The following is a 17,456-nucleotide window of genomic DNA, read 5'->3' as shown; positions in this document are numbered from 1 at the left end:
TAAACTTTTCGTTTTCCTTAGGGTTAATATGAATTATAGGGAATAAATATTAATCCTAGTTTGGAACTACTCTACAATAATAAACAATCAAAGGTGATTTAATTGAATAAAGCTAGTAAATGGATAATCGCAGGAATTGTTGCTGCAGGAGTTACTGTGGCAGGATTTCTTTACAAAAATGCAGTTAGTTCAGAATTTGATCAAGGAAAATATGCTGGAAAAATTAATGGAGTTTCTGCAATGTATGTTGTGGAGCCAGGATATTCTTTGCCTGGTGCAGATAGGTGTACATTATTTCTTGGAGAGAAAGATGATCGAGTTAGAATTATTGATGACTATTGTAATAATACTGCTGACGGAGTTAACAATAGAACTCGAGAAGATCTTGAACGTGCAGATTTAACTTCTAAATTTGATATGTTATTAGATGAGGCAACAAGCAAAATGGTTGATCCCGACAGTGAACTAAACAAACAAAAACTCAGAAAAGAAATTCTTGAGGAAGTAAAATATGTGAGGTAATAAAAATGGGATTAAGTAAGAAAAAAGAAGAAAAACCTGTGCTTGATTTTATTCAAGGATATAATAATAATGTTGCAGCAGTTTATGTTTGCAATCCTGAAATTTTAGAAATGGACGATCCAACTCAAAGGGGAAAACCTTTTTTGTTTTATCTGGGAAGATCGCAAAGTAATTTACCTGCGCACCAAATTGGAGAGGGGTGGGGTAAATTGAATCCTTATGCAGGAAAAGGTCTTGAACTTGAAAAGTTGCTTGAAGGTAGAAATACTCGAGGGCATTTGCCAGAAACTGTTGTTGTTAATGGAGAAACTATTGAATCAAAAACTCTTGGGAGTGGGTATGTTCCTTTTTCATTTGGCGTTGGTCATAGGTATGATGTTGAGCGTTGGGAAAAACAAGGAAGTCCGACTGTAAGGTTAGATTTAGATGCATTCAAACAAGTTTTAGTTAAGTATGATCAAATGAAAGCAGAAGAAGCAAAAAGAAAAAGTAAACTTGGTTACAAAGTGAAGAAGCTTTTTGGTTTTGCAGATTAATTTTTTTTTTACTTTTTTTACTTTTTTTACTTTCTTTAATTTTTTTTATATTGTTTTATATTTGACATATTCAATTTAATTCTATAATTTCTATAAATAATTCATAAATAATAGCATTTGTCACTTCTTATTCGTAATCAAAATATGTTTGGAGTGGTTGAGATAAATGATTAATACGAGAAAAGCAGCAACAATTATGGGATTTATTGCAGGATTGGCATCGGGCGGTGTTGGAGTTAAATGTCTTGCAGATTCATATGATTTAGCAAATTTAAGTGGCGTGTTAAATGAACAAAAACATTTCTATGAAGATATTGCTAGGGAAAATTCTTATGATGCGTTAAAATATTTAAGTCAAAATTTAGAAGATACTTGTTCACATTCATTTGTCGAGCAACAACTTATTGGAGTTAATTATTCTTTAGATCGTCATTTAGAAACTGCAGATCAATATTCTGGATTTCAACAAAGAAGACTTGCAAATTTTTATTCTAATAAGATTTCCGAATTAATGAATGATGCGAATTATTGGCAAGGAAGAACTGTATCTGCAGGGTTTGTTTGTTTGATTATTTCTACGATGATTTTTGGTGGTGTAAGCGTGAGTTCTGGTGCTAAAAAATCAGGGGAAGAAAATATTAAAGAACAAGATGGTGAAAACTAAATGACAAAATCAACTAAAACTGGGATGATCGTATCTGCTTTAATAGGATTAGGTTCGGGCGGGATTTGTGCTTTGGAAACTGCGAAGACAATAGATTTTGGAATAAAAATTAATGACTTACAAGAACAAAGATATATTTTTGTTGACCAAGCAAGAGAAAATCCTTATGGTGCGATGCATTATTTAAGTCAAAATTTAAATCGAAATGCTATGAACTCTTCATTTGAACAACAGCTTAAAGGAATGGGTGATTCTCTAGATTCAGAATTGGCGCGTTTTGATAAGTATTATCCTTTTCAACAGCAAAAAGTTATTGATTTCTATTCTGCTAAATTGACTTCTTTAATTGAAACTGCGGGTGAGCGAGGAATGGCGTCTTCTTTTTTGGGTATTGTAAGTTTATTGTTTGCATATGCTTTTGTAAATGATGCTAAAGCAAATTATGTTATGTGTGAGAAAAATAAAAATGCATAATTTATTTAGAAAAAAAGTAAATAAAAAAAAGAATTATAAAAAATTTTAAATTATTTTGAATTTAATTTCTTGTTTTTCGAAAACTTTTACGTTCTCCTCTTTCAGAAGGAGCTGATCTTGGAGATCTATTTCTTGGACCACTTGATCGTCCTTCGCTAGATTCTCTGCTGTCTCGTCCACGACTAAATCCGCCGGTTCGAGGACCACTTGATCGTCCTTCGCTAGATTCTCTGCTGTCTCGTCCACGACTAAATCCGCCGGTTCGAGGTCCGCTTGATCTTCCTTCACTAGAGCTTCTACTAGATCCACGTCGTTCTCTTTGTTCACTATCTCGTCTTCTACTTCCAAAACTTCCTTCGCTGCTAGTTCCTCGACTCTCACTTCGTTCACTACGAAATCCGCTTGAGGATGAACTTCTTGAACTTCCAAAACTTCTTGATTGTGATCTTAATCCACCGCCAAATGCAGGTCTTCGTCCGCCTCTAGCGCCGCCTTTTCCTTCGCTTCGTCCGCCTTGTCCGATTCTTTGAGTTCTTTCACGGCCTCGTCTTTCAGGAATAGTTTTCTTCATTTCTACTCGTTCATAATGTGGAATTTCCATTTTGCGAACTTTCATTGCTGAGTAATCTCTTAGAATTTGAGAGAAATTATTATGATCTCTTTTTCCTAAAACATTAACTGCAATTCCTTCACTTCCTGCTCGAGCTGTTCGTCCGATTCTGTGAACATAGTCTTTTGAATCTGTAGGTAAGTCATAATTGTATACGTGAGATACTGCAGGAATATCTAGTCCTCTTGCAGCAACATCTGTACAAACGAGTGCGTGTGCTTTATTTGATTGGAACTTTTCCATGGTTTTACTTCTTTTAGATTGTGTAAATCCTCCGTGGATTGCAACTGCATCGATTTGATTTAGTTTTAAGTTCTTTACAACAAAGTCTACGTTTTGTCTAGTGTTACAAAAAATCATTACAAGTCCGGTCATCTCAGCTTTTAGTAAATGAACTAATAGTGGGAATTTTTGAGTATCGGAAATATCGTAGTATACTTGTTTTAATTTATTTGGATCTACTTGTTCTGATCCGTCAATTCTAATTGGGTTGTTCATGTATTTTCCACATAGTTTTTTAATTTCAGTACTAATTGTTGCGGAGAATAGTAGTGTTTGTTGTCGGTAAGGACATTTTCCAATTATTCTGTCGACATCAGGTAAAAATCCCATGTCAAGCATTCTATCTGCTTCATCTAAAACTAAGATTTTAACATTTTTTAAATTAATTGTTCCACGTTGGATATGATCAAGCATTCTTCCAGGTGTTGCAATTACAACGTCTGTTTTTGTAAGCTTTTTCATTTGTGGTTCAATTGAGACTCCACCATAAATTGCTGTTGCAACAAGTTTTCTATGTTTTGCAAACTTTTTGAATGCATCTTTTACTTGTTCTGCAAGCTCTCTTGTTGGAGTTAGAATTATTGCTTGGATTCCTTTTCCTTTGTCGATGTTTTGGATAATTCCTGCTGCGAATGCAAGTGTTTTTCCTGAGCCTGTTGAGGATTTTCCAATTACGTCTTTTCCATCTAAAATTAATGGAATAGTTTTAGCTTGAATTTTTGTTGGTGTTTCGAAATTTTCATCTCGGATAGATTTCATTATTGGTTCTATTAAACCTAATGTTTCAAATTCGTTCATTTTTTTTTACCTTTGTTTTATTGTATATAATCTAAGACAACTTCTAACATCTAAATTGTTTTTTTAAAACGGATGTAAAGTTCTCTTTGATAATTTTATCAATTTTTTTTTTAAAAACTGCATAAAACTATCTAAAACAAAATTAGATTGCTAAACTGTTTTTTTTGTGTTTCAGTTAAGTTGTGTAAGTTACACACGTAAATTTGTAATTTTTTTTTAGGTAAATTACACTTGCGTAAGAAAAAGCGAAATGATCATGCTATTGAGCAATTGCTCTCTCTTAATATCTAATTTCTTTAATAATATTGAAAATCTGGGCCTCTCCTTATAAAGCTTCCGGTTTTGGTTTATAAAGGGGGTTTTATTATTCTAAAAATGGGCTGGTATATCCTCTATTTAGTGCATTTCGAGTGTATTCTATTGCAGTTATTTTACCATCCTTTGGGTGTTTATCCAGTCCTGCATTTTGCCTATATGCTTTTGAACCTCTTCTTGCAATTACGTGCCAATCTCCTTTTCCGACTGCTGCAGGATAGAATATTGTTAGGGCTATATCTACTGGATTTGCATAATCTGTTTGTTTTTTACTATTTCTTTTAAAATATTTCTCAACATATTTTAATTGTTGGCGTTGAGTCATTTTTCTTAATTGTTTTGTTGTTGTTCCAAGTGATCTAGCAGTTCTAGAAATAAATTGGATGAGTCCTGTAGCACTACCTTTGGGATTCTTTTTTTTGGGACTGAATGTTCCGCCAGTTTCAAAATCCATTACTGAGATTAAGCCCATTGCATTCATGTCAAGTCTTTCACACATTTTTTCTAAGTCTGAAAGAAATTCGGGTTCAAATGTTTCTGCATTTATTTTGCTTTTTAGTTTAGGATCGTCATAATTTATTTTAGTATAGTCTGCACTGCTTGGTTGAGGTTCTGGGTCTGGTTCGTCAGCAGGAAAATCACATCCTGCTACAACGTATGTTTTTCCTTTTCTTACTCTAACATTTGACCAGCCAGTATTTTTGCAATTATTTCCTTTTTTGGAGTCCCAGGCGTCAAATTCATCCGCAATTGCTAATTTGCCTTCTTGAGTTTTTGGGGTTGGTAATTTTCCTGAGTATTCGAAATATTCGTATCCTTTGCTAGTTTGTTGGCCTGTTCTTTCGAAAGGTTCTGAAGTCAAATATTTGTAAATAAATGGGGTAGTTGCTAAAGCTCCTGCTAATACGAGCCATTTCATATTTGTTCTTAGTTTATCTGTGAGGGTCATTTTAGTTTTAGAGTTATTTGGTTAATTATTTTTTTTGATCTCGATGATTTTTTAGTGTGGGTTATGTTTATATTGATATATTTCTTCAAAATTCATCAATTGTTTATTTATTAGTGGTAAAAATAGACATTTAATTAAATTGATGCATATTTAGTATATAACATCATATATTTGAAATTGCCAAATATTTATTCAAATTAAGAAATTGTGCTGACTAGAATTATATATTATTCAATCCCAAATGCTTTTATATTAATTGTTTATTATGGTGATCTATGCCTAAGTTCAAATTACATTCTAAATTTAAGCCTAAAGGTGATCAACCAAAAGCTATAGCAAAAATAGTTGAAGGGCTAAAAAAAGGACTTAATAAGCAAACTCTTTTGGGAGTTACAGGCAGTGGAAAAACTTTTACTATGGCCAATGTAATTTCGCAAGTAAATAAGCCAACACTTGTTCTAGCACATAACAAAACTCTTGCAGCTCAATTATATAATGAGTTTAAAGAATTTTTCCCAGAAAATCGTGTGGAGTATTTCGTTTCATATTATGATTATTACCAGCCTGAATCATATATTCCTGCAAGGGATCAATATATTGAAAAGGACGCTCAAATAAATCCTAAGATTGAACAATTAAGATTATCTGCGACTGCTTCTTTATTATCTAGAAAAGATACGATTGTTATTGCATCGGTATCTTGTATTTATTCAGTTGGTAATCCTGAGTATTTCAAAAATTTGGGGTTTGAATTAAAGCAAGGCCAAAAAATTACTAGAAAAGAAATTCTTAAAAAACTAGTTGACATTCAATTTGAGCGTAATGATTCTGAACTTATGCCTGGAAGATTTAGAGTGAAGGGTGATACTATTGATTTTATTCCAGGATACTTTGATAATATAATTAGAATTGAAATGTTTGGTGATGAGATTGAAAGATTAATTGAGGTTGAGAAAACAACTAATGATGTTAAAGATAAATTTCCTTATTTTTATGTTTATCCTGCAAAACATTTCGTAATGCCTGAATCCGAAATTGCAGAAGCAATTGAACAAATCAAATTAGAATTAGACGAGCAATTACCTAAGATGGATATGATTGAAGCGCATAGACTTAAACAACGAACAATGCATGATATTGAGATGATTGGTGAAACTGGTTTTTGTAAGGGAATTGAGAATTACAGTCGATTTTTCGAACATAGAAAAAAAGGGGAAAGACCATTTTGTTTGATGGATTATTTTGGTGATGATTTTTTACTTCTTATTGATGAGTCTCATCAGTCATTGCCTCAAGTGAGGGGGATGTATAATGGTGATTTTGCGAGGAAAAAAAATTTAGTTGAGTATGGGTTTAGACTTCCAAGTGCATTTGATAATCGTCCGTTACAATTTAGTGAGTTTGAAATGTTCATGAAAAAGCACAAAGTTATTTTTATTTCAGCAACACCTGCAGATTATGAAAAAACAAATTCTTCTCAAATAGTTGAACAAATCATTAGGCCAACAGGACTTATTGATCCATTAATTGAAATAAAACCGTCAAAAGATCAAATTAAAGATATAAAACGTCAAATTGAAAAAACAATTAAAAAAGGAAATAGAGTTTTGTTAACTACTATTACAAAAAAACTTGCAGAAGAATTATCAGATTACCTTGCGTCTCAAAATATTCGCGCTAGATATTTACATTCTGAGATTGATACTCTTGAGAGAACTGAAATTATCAGACAATTAAGGGCAAAAGATTATGATGTTTTAGTTGGAATTAATTTATTGCGAGAAGGTCTTGATATTCCTGAAGTGGGTTTTATTGGAATTTTGGATGCGGATAAAGAAGGATTTTTGCGTGATGCGAGATCTTTAATTCAAATTATTGGGCGGGCTGCAAGAAATGTTGATTCAACAGTAACTCTTTATGCTGATAAACAAACTGATTCAATTAAAAAAGCAATTAGTGAAACTAGTAGGAGAAGAAAAAAACAAATGGAGTATAATCAAAAACATAATATAACTCCAAAAACTATTATTAAAAATATTCCTGCAAAAGTTATTGAATTAAAAGATACTAAACATATTCCTAAAGCAGAGGCTAAAAAACTGATTCCTCAAATAGAAAAAGAAATGAAACAAGCAGCAAATAGGCTTGATTTTGAATTGGCAATTGCATTAAGGGATAGATTGAATGCATTAAAAAATAAATCTTAATTTAATTAGTCATTATTTTTATCAAACAGTTATTTAGTCACTTATTCGATAACTAAATTATTTAGTAAGTTTCTTTTTTCTTAGAAGTCGATTATATGTTATTGCAAATCTGTGTGCTTCGTCTCTAATTTGTTGTAAGAGTTGGAGTCCTTTATTTTTTTTATCAAGTTTTAGGGGGATTGTTCTTCCTGGAAAAAATATTTCTTCATCTCGTTTTGCGAGTGCAATTATTGGAATTTTTACATTAATTGCTGCAAGTTCTTTTAGTGCAAATGACAATTGACCTTTTCCTCCATCAACAACAATGAGGTTTGGAAATGATTTTTTTTCTTTAAGAAGTCGAGTATATCGTCGTTTAATTACTTCTGCAATTGAGGAAAAATCATCAATTCCTGAGACTGTTCTTATCTTAAATTTTCTGTATTCTGATTTGTTAGGAGTTCCATCTTTGAATTGGACCATTGATGCAACGGTTGAAGTTCCACTTAAGTGTGATATATCAAAACATTCAATAATTTTTGGAGGTTCAGGCATTCGTAATGCTTTTTTTAGTTCCAAAAGATTAGTTTCTCCTGCGAATTGTTTTGATTCAATATTTTTAATGATTATTTTAAGTAGTGTTTTTTTCTCTCCTTTTTCTGGAACGGTTATTTTAATTTTTGTTTTTCTTACTTTTTCTAAATATTTTTGTGTTGACTCAGATATTTTTTTTGGAACTATAATTTCTTTTGGTATTTTATTATCTTCATAATACCTTCGGATAAATTCTTCTAAAAACTCAGAATCATAATCAAATTCAAATTTTTGTTTATTGATGACAATTCCTTTAGAAATATTAAATATGATTAAATAAACAATGTCCTCTTTAATTAAGTAATTAATTACATCCTCATCAATATTTTTATCTCTTTGCATTGTTTGTTTTTCTTTAAGCCATGCGAGTGCTTGCAAACGATTTTTAATATCTTGTGCTTTTTCAAAATTAAGTTTTTCAGATGCAGTCTTCATCTCAATTTTAAGTATTGATGTGAGTTCCGAGATATTGCCTTTAAGAATTAATTCAATATTTTTGATGTATTCCAAATATTTTTGCTCAGTTATTTTTCCAGTACAGGGTGCATCGCATAAATTTATGTGATATCTTAAACATTCTTTTTTTGGAAATCTTCTGCAGGTTCTTAATCTATATGTTCGTTTTAAGAATTCTAATATGTGATCTCTTGTTTGTCCGGAAATAAATGGTCCAAAATATTTTCCTTTTGATAATTTTTTTCTTGCAATTAATAATCGAGGATATTTTTCATCAGGAATTGTAATATATGCATATCTTTTTGAATCTTTTAAGTCAATGTTATATTTTGGCATGTATTTTTTGATTAAGTTATTTTCGAGCAGTAATGCTTCAACTTCGGTATTTGTAACAAATATTTCAAGCGTTTTTATGTTTAACACTAGTTGTTCTGTTTTTTTACTCTCGTGATTTTTTTTAAAATAAGAATTAACTCGTTTTTTGATATTTTTTGCTTTTCCAACATAGATTACTATTCCTTTTTTATTTTTAAATAAATAACAGCCAGGAAGGGTGGGTAGTGTGTTTATATCAATTACGGGATTTTTAGCTGCCATATTATTTCAATTAAATAACTAATTTAATGCTATATAAATTTATAGAATTTTTTTAAGAAACTGACCTGTATAACTTTTTTTGATTTTGCTAACTTCTTCAGGAGTTCCAGTGGCAATTACTTCTCCGCCACAGTTTCCCCCTTCAGGGCCAAGGTCAATTATGTGATCTGCAGATTTAATAACATCTAAATTGTGTTCAATTACTACCACTGTGTTCTTTTTATCGACTAGATCATTTAGTACTTTGATTAGTTTTTTTGTATCGTGAAAATGCAGTCCTGTTGTTGGTTCATCAAGGAGGTATATTGTTTTTCCAGTGCCGCGTTTTGATAATTCGCGAGTTAGTTTAATTCTTTGTGCTTCCCCTCCTGATAGTGTAACTGATGATTGTCCAAGTTTAATGTATTCAAGTCCTACTCTTTGTAATACTTCTAGTTTTTGGCGAATTTTTGGCATGTTTTGAAATATTTTTAATGCTTCTTCAACCGATAATGCTAAAATATCTGCAATGGTCTTTTCTTTATACTTTACTTCGAGTGTTTCTTGATTGTATCGTTTTCCTTTACAGTCTTCACATTCAACATAAACATCAGGTAAGAAATTCATTTCAATTTTTATAAGTCCATCACCTTGGCAGGTTTCACATCGTCCACCTTTTACATTAAATGAAAATCGTCCTGGTTTGTATCCTCTAATTTTTGCTTCTTTTTGCATTGCAAATAAAGCGCGAACTTCATCAAAAACTTTTGTGTATGTTGCAGGATTACTTCGAGGAGTTTTTCCAATTGGTGATTGATCAATAACTATTACTTTATCAATTTCTGCATTTATTAAAAATCCTTTATTTTTTCCTGGTAATACTTTTGATTTGTTAATTTTTTTTGCAAGTTCTTTGAATAGTGTTTCATAAATTAATGTGGACTTACCACTTCCAGAAACTCCCGTAATTAATGTAAGTGTTTCAGTGGGGATAGTAACATCAATATTTTTTAAGTTATTTGCCGAGCATCCTTTAAGCATTATGTTATGTTCAGATGTTCTCCTGGTAGTCGGAGTATCAATTTTTAATTTTCCTGATAAGTAGTTTCCAGTCAAGGAATTTTTATTTGCAAGTATTTGTTTTGGAGTTCCTTTTGCAATTATTTTTCCGCCATGAATTCCAGCTCCAGGTCCCATGTCGATTACATAATCTGCGCGTCTTATTGTATCTTCATCATGCTCTACGACAATTAATGTATTTCCTAAATCTCTTAGTTTGTGAAGTGTATCAATTAATTTTTGATTATCTCTTTGGTGAAGACCAATGCTTGGCTCATCTAAGATGTACATAACACCCATAAGATTACTTCCAATTTGGGTGGCAAGTCTAATTCGTTGTGCTTCTCCTCCTGAAAGTGATGCGGCAGACCTTGATAAACTTAAATAATTTAGTCCTACTTGATCGAGAAAGTTAATTCTTTCAATAAGTTCTTTTAAGACTTGTTTTGCAATTTCTAATTGTTTTTTTGTGAGTTTTATATTTTTAAAAAATTCTATGTTTTCTTTAATTGACATAAAAGTTACATCAATAATTGATTTATTATTAATTTTGACTGCTAGAACTTTATTTTTTAGACGTTTTCCGTCGCAAGCTTGGCAGTTTGAAACTCTCATAAATTTTTCAAGTTCTCGTCGTCTATAGTCTGAGTTTGTTTGATGATATAGTCTATCTGATTGAGGAATTAAGCCTTCCCAAGATCCACTTGAAGACCATTCTGCTTCTCCTCCTCTCATGGACATGTTAAATTTAATTTTTTCACTAGATCCATATATGAGTGCATCATATTGTTTTTTTGTAAGTTTGTTTATTGGGGTGAATATATCGAATTTGAAGTGTTTAGCAACAGCACCTAAGTATTGGCCTCGCCAACCATCAATCGCATTTCGATAAAGCATAACTGCACCATCTGCGATACATTTTGTTTTGTCAGGAATTATTAAGTCAGGTTCAAAGTCCATATTTATTCCAAGTCCTTTACAGTCTTCGCATGCTCCAAATGGGCTATTAAAAGAAAACATTCTTGGTTGTAATTCTTCAAAAACAATTCCACATTGAGGACAGGACATGTTACCTGAATAAATTTGTTCTTTTTTATTTTTTTCATCAAGTACTTTGAGAATTCCTTTTCCTTTTAAAAGTGCAGTTTCAACACTTTCTGCAAGTCTTGAAGTATCAGTTAAATTTAATCTATCAATTACAATATCAATATCGTGTTTTTTATATCGTTCAAGTTTGATTTTTTCATCTGTTCGATATATTTTTTTATTTACTCGAACTCTAGTGTATCCTTCTTTGTTTAAATCTTCAATTAGCTTTTCATAAGTTCCTTTTTTTTGACTAATTATTGGTGCTAGAAGCGTTATTTGTCCTGTGTGATCTTGAGATATTTTTTGAGATATTTTTTCAGGAGATTGTGCTTCAATTTTTATATTGTGTTTTGGGCAATAGGGTGTTCCAACTCTTGCAAATAATAATCGTAAGTAATCATAAATTTCAGTAACTGTTCCAACAGTTGAACGAGGATTTTTTGATGTTGTTTTTTGTTCAATTGAAATTGCAGGTGATAGTCCTTCAATTGAGTCTACATCTGGTTTGTTCATAAGTCCAAGAAATTGTCTGGCGTAAGCCGAAAGACTTTCAACATATCTTCTTTGCCCTTCCGCATATAATGTATCAAATGCAAGGGTTGACTTCCCACTACCTGACAAACCAGTAATTACAATAAACTTATCACGCGGCAAAGTCACTGATATGTTTTGCAAATTATGTTCTCTTGCACCTTTAATTATTATGTCTTTCATGGTTATTTAGTTTTTATCTGGTTATTTATAAAATTTAAGCACTTTTTATTAGTTAATCAAGAATATCTCTTCAAACATTTAGTTTTTAATAAAAGCTTTTAGGTTTAGAAAATAATTATTGCAGTATGGTGGTATTTATTTTATAGGTTAAGAATTTGTTTTATTTTTGGATTTATTCTTTTCTCGCAACAACGCCTGAAGATTTTTCACTATATTTTACATCACTAAAACCATTTTCTTCAAGTTTTAGTATTATTCCTCTATAAAATTCAACTTTATGAGTTTTTTTAGGCCAAGGTGCGTAATGATATAGTATTCCTCCTTTTTTTAAAACTCTAAATAATTCTGAATAAAATTGTCTGGAATAAAGTTCTGCTGAGTATTTGAATGTTGGAGGATCATGAACTATTATATCAAAAAAATCTTTTTTAAATTCTTTGATGCCATCAAATACGCTGTCAATATGTAATTTGATTTTAGGATTCGTAAATAATTCTTGTGAATAAGGATTTAATTTGGCAATTTCTAAAACATTTTCATCTCTTTCAAAAACATTTACTGAGTCTGCTTGTTTTGCTTCCATAATTGCAGTATAGCCAAGTCCACAACAAGTATCAAGTATGTTGCCTTTGATTGGTTCAATTTCATTCATTTTTGAAATTGTATCATTTTTTGGTGTTACCGAACAATGTCTGTGCATGGGTGTTGAACTAAGGGTTACTGTTGGCCAGTCTCTTGAGGGAACAAGTTTATAGTAAAAGTTTGTTTCATCTGAAAATAATGCTAATTTTTTAAGTTCTCCTTCCATTACTAAATAGCAAGTTTCAGGTTTTACTTTAGAAAATGCGCTAATAGGAATTTTTTCTCCGAGAATATGTGCGTGTTCATCTTTAATTGTAACTTTAGTTTTTGTTTTACCTAAATCAAGGGATATTTCTACAGACTCACCTAATGTGATTCGTATCATGTCTGCTTCTTTCTTAGTAATTATAGGGTGCATAAACTTGATTTTACTGCTCAGTTATTTAAATCTTGGTGTTTTAAAGAATATTAGCATAAAATCAGCGTATTCATATTTTAGTTAAATGATTATTATTAATTTTATCAATAAGTTTTTATATTGATTGAAACATCAATACTTTCAATATGATTCAAGCAATGAAATCTAGACCATTCAAACAACGCCTTAAAGATATGGGTTATTTACTCAAACATTCTTTCACTGTTATTGGAAAAGATAAAGATATCAAAACTCCGATAATTAATATGTGTGTTTTTTCAGGAATTATTATATCTTTAATTTTCTTATCATTACTATCTTTTTTTACTGGTACTTTTGTTTTTGGAGGGGTAATAATTTTATTATTCACTGTGTTTTTTCTAGGAATATACGTTTATTTTTACAATGTTCGTCAAAAAGCAAATTTGAGTTGGATTGTATTTAACACAATTACGGGTGTTGATATTAGCTATCTTGATGCTCATAATCATACAAAAACAGAAAAAGGAAAATTAAGACTTATTGCTTTAATTGATTGGTTAATGAGTTTGACCCGAAATCGTGGTGGAGAAAAAAAAGGAATTTTAAGTCTTTTAGTAATTATTTTCTTTGCAGCATTAAGGGAAGTTTGGGATTTACTTAGTCATTATATGATTCCGGCAGTGGTTATTGAGAAAAAACCATTAAACGAATTAATTGTTGAAATTAAATCTTTAAAAGATAATATTCCTGCAACGTTAATGGGTGTTTTTGGTATTGATTTTGCAGGCTCAATTGTTGGTTCTTTTCTGTTTCCGATTTATTTAATTATTATTTTAATTGGTGTTGGTATTGGTTATTTAATTTCATTAGCAACAACTATAACTGTAATAACAATTAGTGGATTTTCATTTTCTTGGGTTCCAGTTTTAATTACTGCGTATTTAGTTTTTTTAGTGGGTGCGTGTGTTGCGAAGTTTGTTGATTCAATTAAAATGATTTATTTTACTATTTTTTATACATCACTTAGGTATCCAAATAAAATTGTGCCTGAAATGAAACAAGAATTAACTAATTATTTAGTGATGAATGATAAAAAATAATTTTTCTTTTTATTATTTTTAAATTAACATAAGTACTTTTACAAAAATCTAAATAAGTTTATATAGTATTTATGTTTCATATTTATGCTAATATCTAATTTAAGGTGATTATTAATGGAATCTCATAAAAGAACTATTTATAAAACTCTTACGTGGAGAGTTGTTGCGACAACCACGACTGTGGCAAGTATTTATTATATGACTGGAGATTGGAGCATGGCACTTAGTTCTGGTTTGTTAGCAAATGCGTTTAAGACTGTTTTTTATTATGCGCATGAGCGTGCTTGGAATAAGTCTGATGTTGGAAGAAAACTACATCCTCATATTGTAAGTGCATTACCTCAAGAATAAGTAAAATTTTATCTTAGTTCTTCTGGATAATACACAAAATTTATTGTGTCAAATAGTGTTACTGACTCAAAATTTTTTATGTATTCTCCAAATTCTTTTTTTACATCGAGTACAAATGTTCGTAAATCTGATGAATGTTTAAAATGAACAGTAAATTCTATATCCCAACTTCCAACACAGCGACTTAAGTATTCAATATTTGGATTTTGTTTTGCATATTCTCTAAATTTAGAAATAACAGGATCAGTTAAGTTAATACAACGAATGAATATTTCATATCGGTTATATCCTAATTTTGTAGGATCAAGTATCATTCGATACCGTCTAATAATGCAGTTCTCATGCATTTTTTTTATTCTGTATTTTATTGTATCAACAGGAATTTTTGTTTGTTTGTAAATATCAGTTAAACTTATGCGTGCATCTTTGTGGAGTAGTTTTGCAATTTTTTTGTCTTTTAAGTCAAAGTCCCAAACAGTTTGTCTCGTAATTTTTTTTGGTTCTTTTACACTTCCAAGAATGTATGTGTGCCCAAATGTTTCCGATCCAATACTTGTTGAAATTTTATAGTCTTGTAAAAATGGTCCAATTTTAGTGATAATTCCTCTCAAAATTTCATCAAAATGTTTTGGATCACGAGCCATTACTGCAAATACCAAATCCCAATTTCCTGAGCAAGGAGTAATCCAATTTGTGTTATGATGACTTTTCAAAAATTTTAGAATTTCTTTTTCTTCTTCGCCACTCATTTTTTCAAATTGTATTAATACTTTATATGCCCAGTATCCGAGACCATATATTGTTACAAATTCTTTGATAATTCCTGATTTTAGTAATCGTTTAATTCGATAATTTACTACTTCTTTTGATGATCGTACTTTCTTTGCAATTTCAGAATAGCTTGCTCTGGCATTTTGATTAAGTTGATTTAGAATCTTTTTATCTAACATATCTAAATTTATTTCAGGCATAATTTTATCAAAAGCGAATGCAATATATAAAATTTAAGTTTTTGAGTGCATAATCATTCTTTTTTTTCTTGCGAACTTTATGATTTAACTGCAACGGGTTTGAAAAGATTTATAATTCTGGGATATTTCATAGATCATAAATGACAGATATAAAAAAATTAGTTGAGATTAGTATTCAAGCATTAGAAAATGCATATAAAATTCATGAAGAATTAGGTGACAAGGGTCTTAAATCTGTTCAAAAAAATGAGCATGGCGATACTTCATTAGTTGGGGATATCGAAGCGGAAAAAGCAGTTATTGATATATTCAAAAATGCGAGTATTCCTCTAAGAATTATATCTGAGGAACACGGACAAGTTGATCTTTCAGATAATCCTAAATTTTTAGCAGTTCTCGATGGATTGGATGGTACGAGTGTTTACCAAAAAGCCAGAGGAAAAGGCAGATATGGCACTATGTTTGATATTTTTTCAAATATTAATCCCAATTATTCTGATTATATTTTTAGCGGAGTTATGGAACATTCATCTAAAATATTATATTATGCAGTTAAATCAAAAGGTGGTGTTTTAATAAAAAACAATAAATCAATGAGTCTTACTTGTTCTTCTACTGATAAATTAGATTCATCAACAAAAATTTATGTTGATCAATTTTTTGATGGTAAAAGAAAAATCACTTTTATTTTTGATAATTTTATTTCAAAATTAGATGGGTATAATCTTCTTCGTCAGGATTCATCTGCAATTCATTATGTAGATTTGTCAAATGGAAAAGCAGATTTAGTGCTAGAATGTACTCGTAAAGGAAATCTCGAAATTGGTGTCGCATTTGGGTTAGTTAATGAGGCAGGCGGAGTAATTGTTACTAAAGATGGAGTCAGTATTGAAAACAAAAAATTTTTAGTTTTAGGTCAAAATAAATTCATTCCAATAATCTCTGCATCAAATATGAAGCTTGCTCATGAATTAATTAAAAAAATAAATTAAATAGAATTAAAAAATATTTAGAATGACTTTATTCAAGTCCAAAAAAAATTTACTTATTCTTCAGTTTTCTTTCTTTTAATGAAAGTACTGGTGGATTTCTATTAAATTTTAAGAATCGGTCAATTTTAGTTTCATCAAGTTGCTTTTGTTTAGCTTCATCAGTAGTTAAATCAGGCATTGAAATATCAAGTGTTCCTGGTTTTTCCTTCTTAAATTTAGCATATTTCTCTTTCTTTGCACTGACCTTTTTTGGTTTTTTATCTTTTTTAGCCATATGTATCGCCTTTGATAGGTTATTGAATTCAAATATTTTCTCACTCATTTATAAATTTTATTGAGAATTTTGCTAAATAATCAAAAATTGGCAAAATACGTCAAATGTTATTTAAATAAAGTGGTGATCATAACTTAACTGTGTTTTTTGAGTGTTATATTCTGTTAATTAATAAATTGTCCGAATTTTTGGGTTTTTAGCTTTTTAAATGTGAAATCCATTAGTGTTTTGAGGTTATCAACATCCGCTATGTTATATTTAATTAATAAATCTAGCGCTGCTTTATCTCCTCTTTCATATCGTTTCCATAGTCTTACTGCTTCATAACCATCAACTTCGGCAAGATCATCATCACGGTTTATGCCTACTTCCTTTTCTATGTTTTTAAGTCCGCCAGAATACCCTAGTGTTTTCATTACAAATCTTAAGTCAACATGCATTTTATCAAAGTCAGTTGTTGGAAATTTATGTTTGAGAAATGGAACATCAAAGCATTTGCCATTAAATGTTACTAGCATTTCATATTTGTTCATTTCATTTTCAAATTCGTCTAAGTTATCACCGTTAACAAAAACTTTTGTTTTCTTGCCATCACTAATTCCTATTACTGTTACTTTGTTTCTATGTTTACTTAGTCCTGTTGTTTCAATATCTAAGAAGCCACATTTTCCATTTAAGTCAGGATATGCTCGCCATTGCTCTTTGCCAGGTAAACAGTCATTAAAGAATTTGAATTGTTGTTGATCATAAGCTGTAATTGATTGTTGAATAAATTTTTGTGCAGTTTGTTTTCTATTTTCACTTAAGTTTATGTTGTGAACATTATTTACAAAACTTTTCCAGTCAGAGATTTTTTCTTGCCACAGTTTTTGTTCTGCATTTTGGCTTATTCCTGGTATGTGTACAAAAGTATTCTTCAGAATATCAATCACCTTTTTTTTTGTTATGTTAAATATGTTAAT

The 17,456-nt window shown here is 30.6% G+C and carries 16 protein-coding genes; 8 read left to right on the top strand and 8 right to left on the bottom strand.

The features are described 5' to 3' along the window. Positions 1 to 102: 102 nt before the first annotated feature. The 4 genes from HN587_02670 (at position 103) to HN587_02655 (ending at position 2,196) form a co-directional block, all read left to right on the top strand. Complete coding sequence (locus HN587_02670; protein MBT7902738.1) at positions 103 to 522, top strand: hypothetical protein; 420 nt, start codon at positions 103 to 105, stop codon at positions 520 to 522. A gap of 5 nt (positions 523 to 527) precedes the next feature. Continuing rightward, the gene (locus HN587_02665) at positions 528 to 1,058 is read left to right on the top strand and encodes a hypothetical protein (protein ID MBT7902737.1); all 531 of its coding nucleotides are present in this window, start codon (positions 528 to 530) and stop codon (positions 1,056 to 1,058) included. A 166-nt stretch (positions 1,059 to 1,224) separates the two neighbouring features. Beyond that, positions 1,225 to 1,722, top strand: coding sequence for a hypothetical protein (locus tag HN587_02660; GenBank protein ID MBT7902736.1), 498 nt, complete (start codon positions 1,225 to 1,227; stop codon positions 1,720 to 1,722). Further along, the gene (locus HN587_02655; protein MBT7902735.1) at positions 1,723 to 2,196 is read left to right on the top strand and encodes a hypothetical protein; all 474 of its coding nucleotides are present in this window, start codon (positions 1,723 to 1,725) and stop codon (positions 2,194 to 2,196) included. Between the two features lie 61 nt (positions 2,197 to 2,257). On the opposite strand, the gene HN587_02650 is transcribed toward HN587_02655, so the two are convergent. Together HN587_02650 and HN587_02645 are read right to left on the bottom strand one after the other, a co-directional pair. Next, positions 2,258 to 3,886, bottom strand: a complete 1,629-nt coding sequence (locus tag HN587_02650; GenBank protein ID MBT7902734.1) for a DEAD/DEAH box helicase — start codon at positions 3,884 to 3,886, stop codon at positions 2,258 to 2,260. Positions 3,887 to 4,250: 364 nt separating this feature from the next. Continuing rightward, positions 4,251 to 5,150 (bottom strand): hypothetical protein, encoded by a 900-nt coding sequence (locus HN587_02645; protein MBT7902733.1) that lies wholly within the window; start codon positions 5,148 to 5,150, stop codon positions 4,251 to 4,253. A gap of 275 nt (positions 5,151 to 5,425) precedes the next feature. On the opposite strand from HN587_02645, the gene uvrB reads away from it, so the two are divergent. Beyond that, positions 5,426 to 7,357 (top strand): excinuclease ABC subunit UvrB, encoded by a 1,932-nt coding sequence (uvrB, locus tag HN587_02640; GenBank protein ID MBT7902732.1) that lies wholly within the window; start codon positions 5,426 to 5,428, stop codon positions 7,355 to 7,357. Positions 7,358 to 7,414: 57 nt separating this feature from the next. On the opposite strand, the gene HN587_02635 is transcribed toward uvrB, so the two are convergent. From HN587_02635 to HN587_02625, 3 genes are all read right to left on the bottom strand, one after another. Then, positions 7,415 to 8,983, bottom strand: a complete 1,569-nt coding sequence (locus HN587_02635; protein ID MBT7902731.1) for an excinuclease ABC subunit C — start codon at positions 8,981 to 8,983, stop codon at positions 7,415 to 7,417. 39 nt (positions 8,984 to 9,022) lie between these two features. Then, entirely contained in the window at positions 9,023 to 11,824 is a 2,802-nt protein-coding gene (gene uvrA / locus HN587_02630) for an excinuclease ABC subunit UvrA (protein MBT7902730.1), read from the bottom strand. A gap of 172 nt (positions 11,825 to 11,996) precedes the next feature. Further along, positions 11,997 to 12,824, bottom strand: coding sequence for a methyltransferase (locus HN587_02625; GenBank protein MBT7902729.1), 828 nt, complete (start codon positions 12,822 to 12,824; stop codon positions 11,997 to 11,999). Positions 12,825 to 12,970: 146 nt separating this feature from the next. On the opposite strand from HN587_02625, the gene HN587_02620 reads away from it, so the two are divergent. Then, complete coding sequence (locus HN587_02620; GenBank protein ID MBT7902728.1) at positions 12,971 to 13,906, top strand: hypothetical protein; 936 nt, start codon at positions 12,971 to 12,973, stop codon at positions 13,904 to 13,906. A 114-nt stretch (positions 13,907 to 14,020) separates the two neighbouring features. Further along, complete coding sequence (locus HN587_02615) at positions 14,021 to 14,257, top strand: DUF2061 domain-containing protein (protein MBT7902727.1); 237 nt, start codon at positions 14,021 to 14,023, stop codon at positions 14,255 to 14,257. Positions 14,258 to 14,265: 8 nt separating this feature from the next. On the opposite strand, the gene HN587_02610 is transcribed toward HN587_02615, so the two are convergent. After that, positions 14,266 to 15,228, bottom strand: coding sequence for an Lrp/AsnC family transcriptional regulator (locus tag HN587_02610; protein ID MBT7902726.1), 963 nt, complete (start codon positions 15,226 to 15,228; stop codon positions 14,266 to 14,268). 140 nt (positions 15,229 to 15,368) lie between these two features. Between HN587_02610 and HN587_02605 the strand changes: the two genes are divergently transcribed. Further along, on the top strand, positions 15,369 to 16,220 hold the full coding sequence (locus tag HN587_02605) for a hypothetical protein (GenBank protein ID MBT7902725.1): 852 nt from the start codon (positions 15,369 to 15,371) through the stop codon (positions 16,218 to 16,220). Positions 16,221 to 16,269: 49 nt separating this feature from the next. Here HN587_02605 and HN587_02600 read toward each other — a convergent pair whose 3' ends face one another. Beyond that, positions 16,270 to 16,494 (bottom strand): hypothetical protein, encoded by a 225-nt coding sequence (locus HN587_02600; protein MBT7902724.1) that lies wholly within the window; start codon positions 16,492 to 16,494, stop codon positions 16,270 to 16,272. A gap of 164 nt (positions 16,495 to 16,658) precedes the next feature. Next, positions 16,659 to 17,426: an exonuclease gene (locus tag HN587_02595; protein ID MBT7902723.1), complete on the bottom strand. Its 768-nt coding sequence runs from the start codon at positions 17,424 to 17,426 to the stop codon at positions 16,659 to 16,661. Between the last annotated feature and the right edge of the window lie 30 nt (positions 17,427 to 17,456).

Source organism: Candidatus Woesearchaeota archaeon, assembly GCA_018675335.1.
Taxonomy (GTDB): domain Archaea; phylum Nanobdellota; class Nanobdellia; order Woesearchaeales; family UBA11576; genus JABJCP01.
This window is presented reverse-complemented; position numbering and strand designations above follow the sequence as displayed.

What these genes read in the sequence shown, in the direction of transcription:
- HN587_02665 (MBT7902737.1), top strand. Translation starts at nt 528, where the DNA reads ATGGGATTAAGTAAGAAAAAAGAAGAAAAACCTGTGCTTGATTTTATT.
- HN587_02660 (MBT7902736.1), top strand. Translation starts at nt 1,225, where the DNA reads ATGATTAATACGAGAAAAGCAGCAACAATTATGGGATTTATTGCAGGA.
- HN587_02655 (MBT7902735.1), top strand. Translation starts at nt 1,723, where the DNA reads ATGACAAAATCAACTAAAACTGGGATGATCGTATCTGCTTTAATAGGA.
- HN587_02650 (MBT7902734.1), bottom strand. Translation starts at nt 3,886, where the DNA reads ATGAACGAATTTGAAACATTAGGTTTAATAGAACCAATAATGAAATCT.
- HN587_02645 (MBT7902733.1), bottom strand. Translation starts at nt 5,150, where the DNA reads ATGACCCTCACAGATAAACTAAGAACAAATATGAAATGGCTCGTATTA.
- uvrB (MBT7902732.1), top strand. Translation starts at nt 5,426, where the DNA reads ATGCCTAAGTTCAAATTACATTCTAAATTTAAGCCTAAAGGTGATCAA.
- HN587_02635 (MBT7902731.1), bottom strand. Translation starts at nt 8,983, where the DNA reads ATGGCAGCTAAAAATCCCGTAATTGATATAAACACACTACCCACCCTT.
- uvrA (MBT7902730.1), bottom strand. Translation starts at nt 11,824, where the DNA reads ATGAAAGACATAATAATTAAAGGTGCAAGAGAACATAATTTGCAAAAC.
- HN587_02625 (MBT7902729.1), bottom strand. Translation starts at nt 12,824, where the DNA reads ATGCACCCTATAATTACTAAGAAAGAAGCAGACATGATACGAATCACA.
- HN587_02620 (MBT7902728.1), top strand. Translation starts at nt 12,971, where the DNA reads ATGATTCAAGCAATGAAATCTAGACCATTCAAACAACGCCTTAAAGAT.
- HN587_02615 (MBT7902727.1), top strand. Translation starts at nt 14,021, where the DNA reads ATGGAATCTCATAAAAGAACTATTTATAAAACTCTTACGTGGAGAGTT.
- HN587_02610 (MBT7902726.1), bottom strand. Translation starts at nt 15,228, where the DNA reads ATGCCTGAAATAAATTTAGATATGTTAGATAAAAAGATTCTAAATCAA.
- HN587_02605 (MBT7902725.1), top strand. Translation starts at nt 15,369, where the DNA reads ATGACAGATATAAAAAAATTAGTTGAGATTAGTATTCAAGCATTAGAA.
- HN587_02600 (MBT7902724.1), bottom strand. Translation starts at nt 16,494, where the DNA reads ATGGCTAAAAAAGATAAAAAACCAAAAAAGGTCAGTGCAAAGAAAGAG.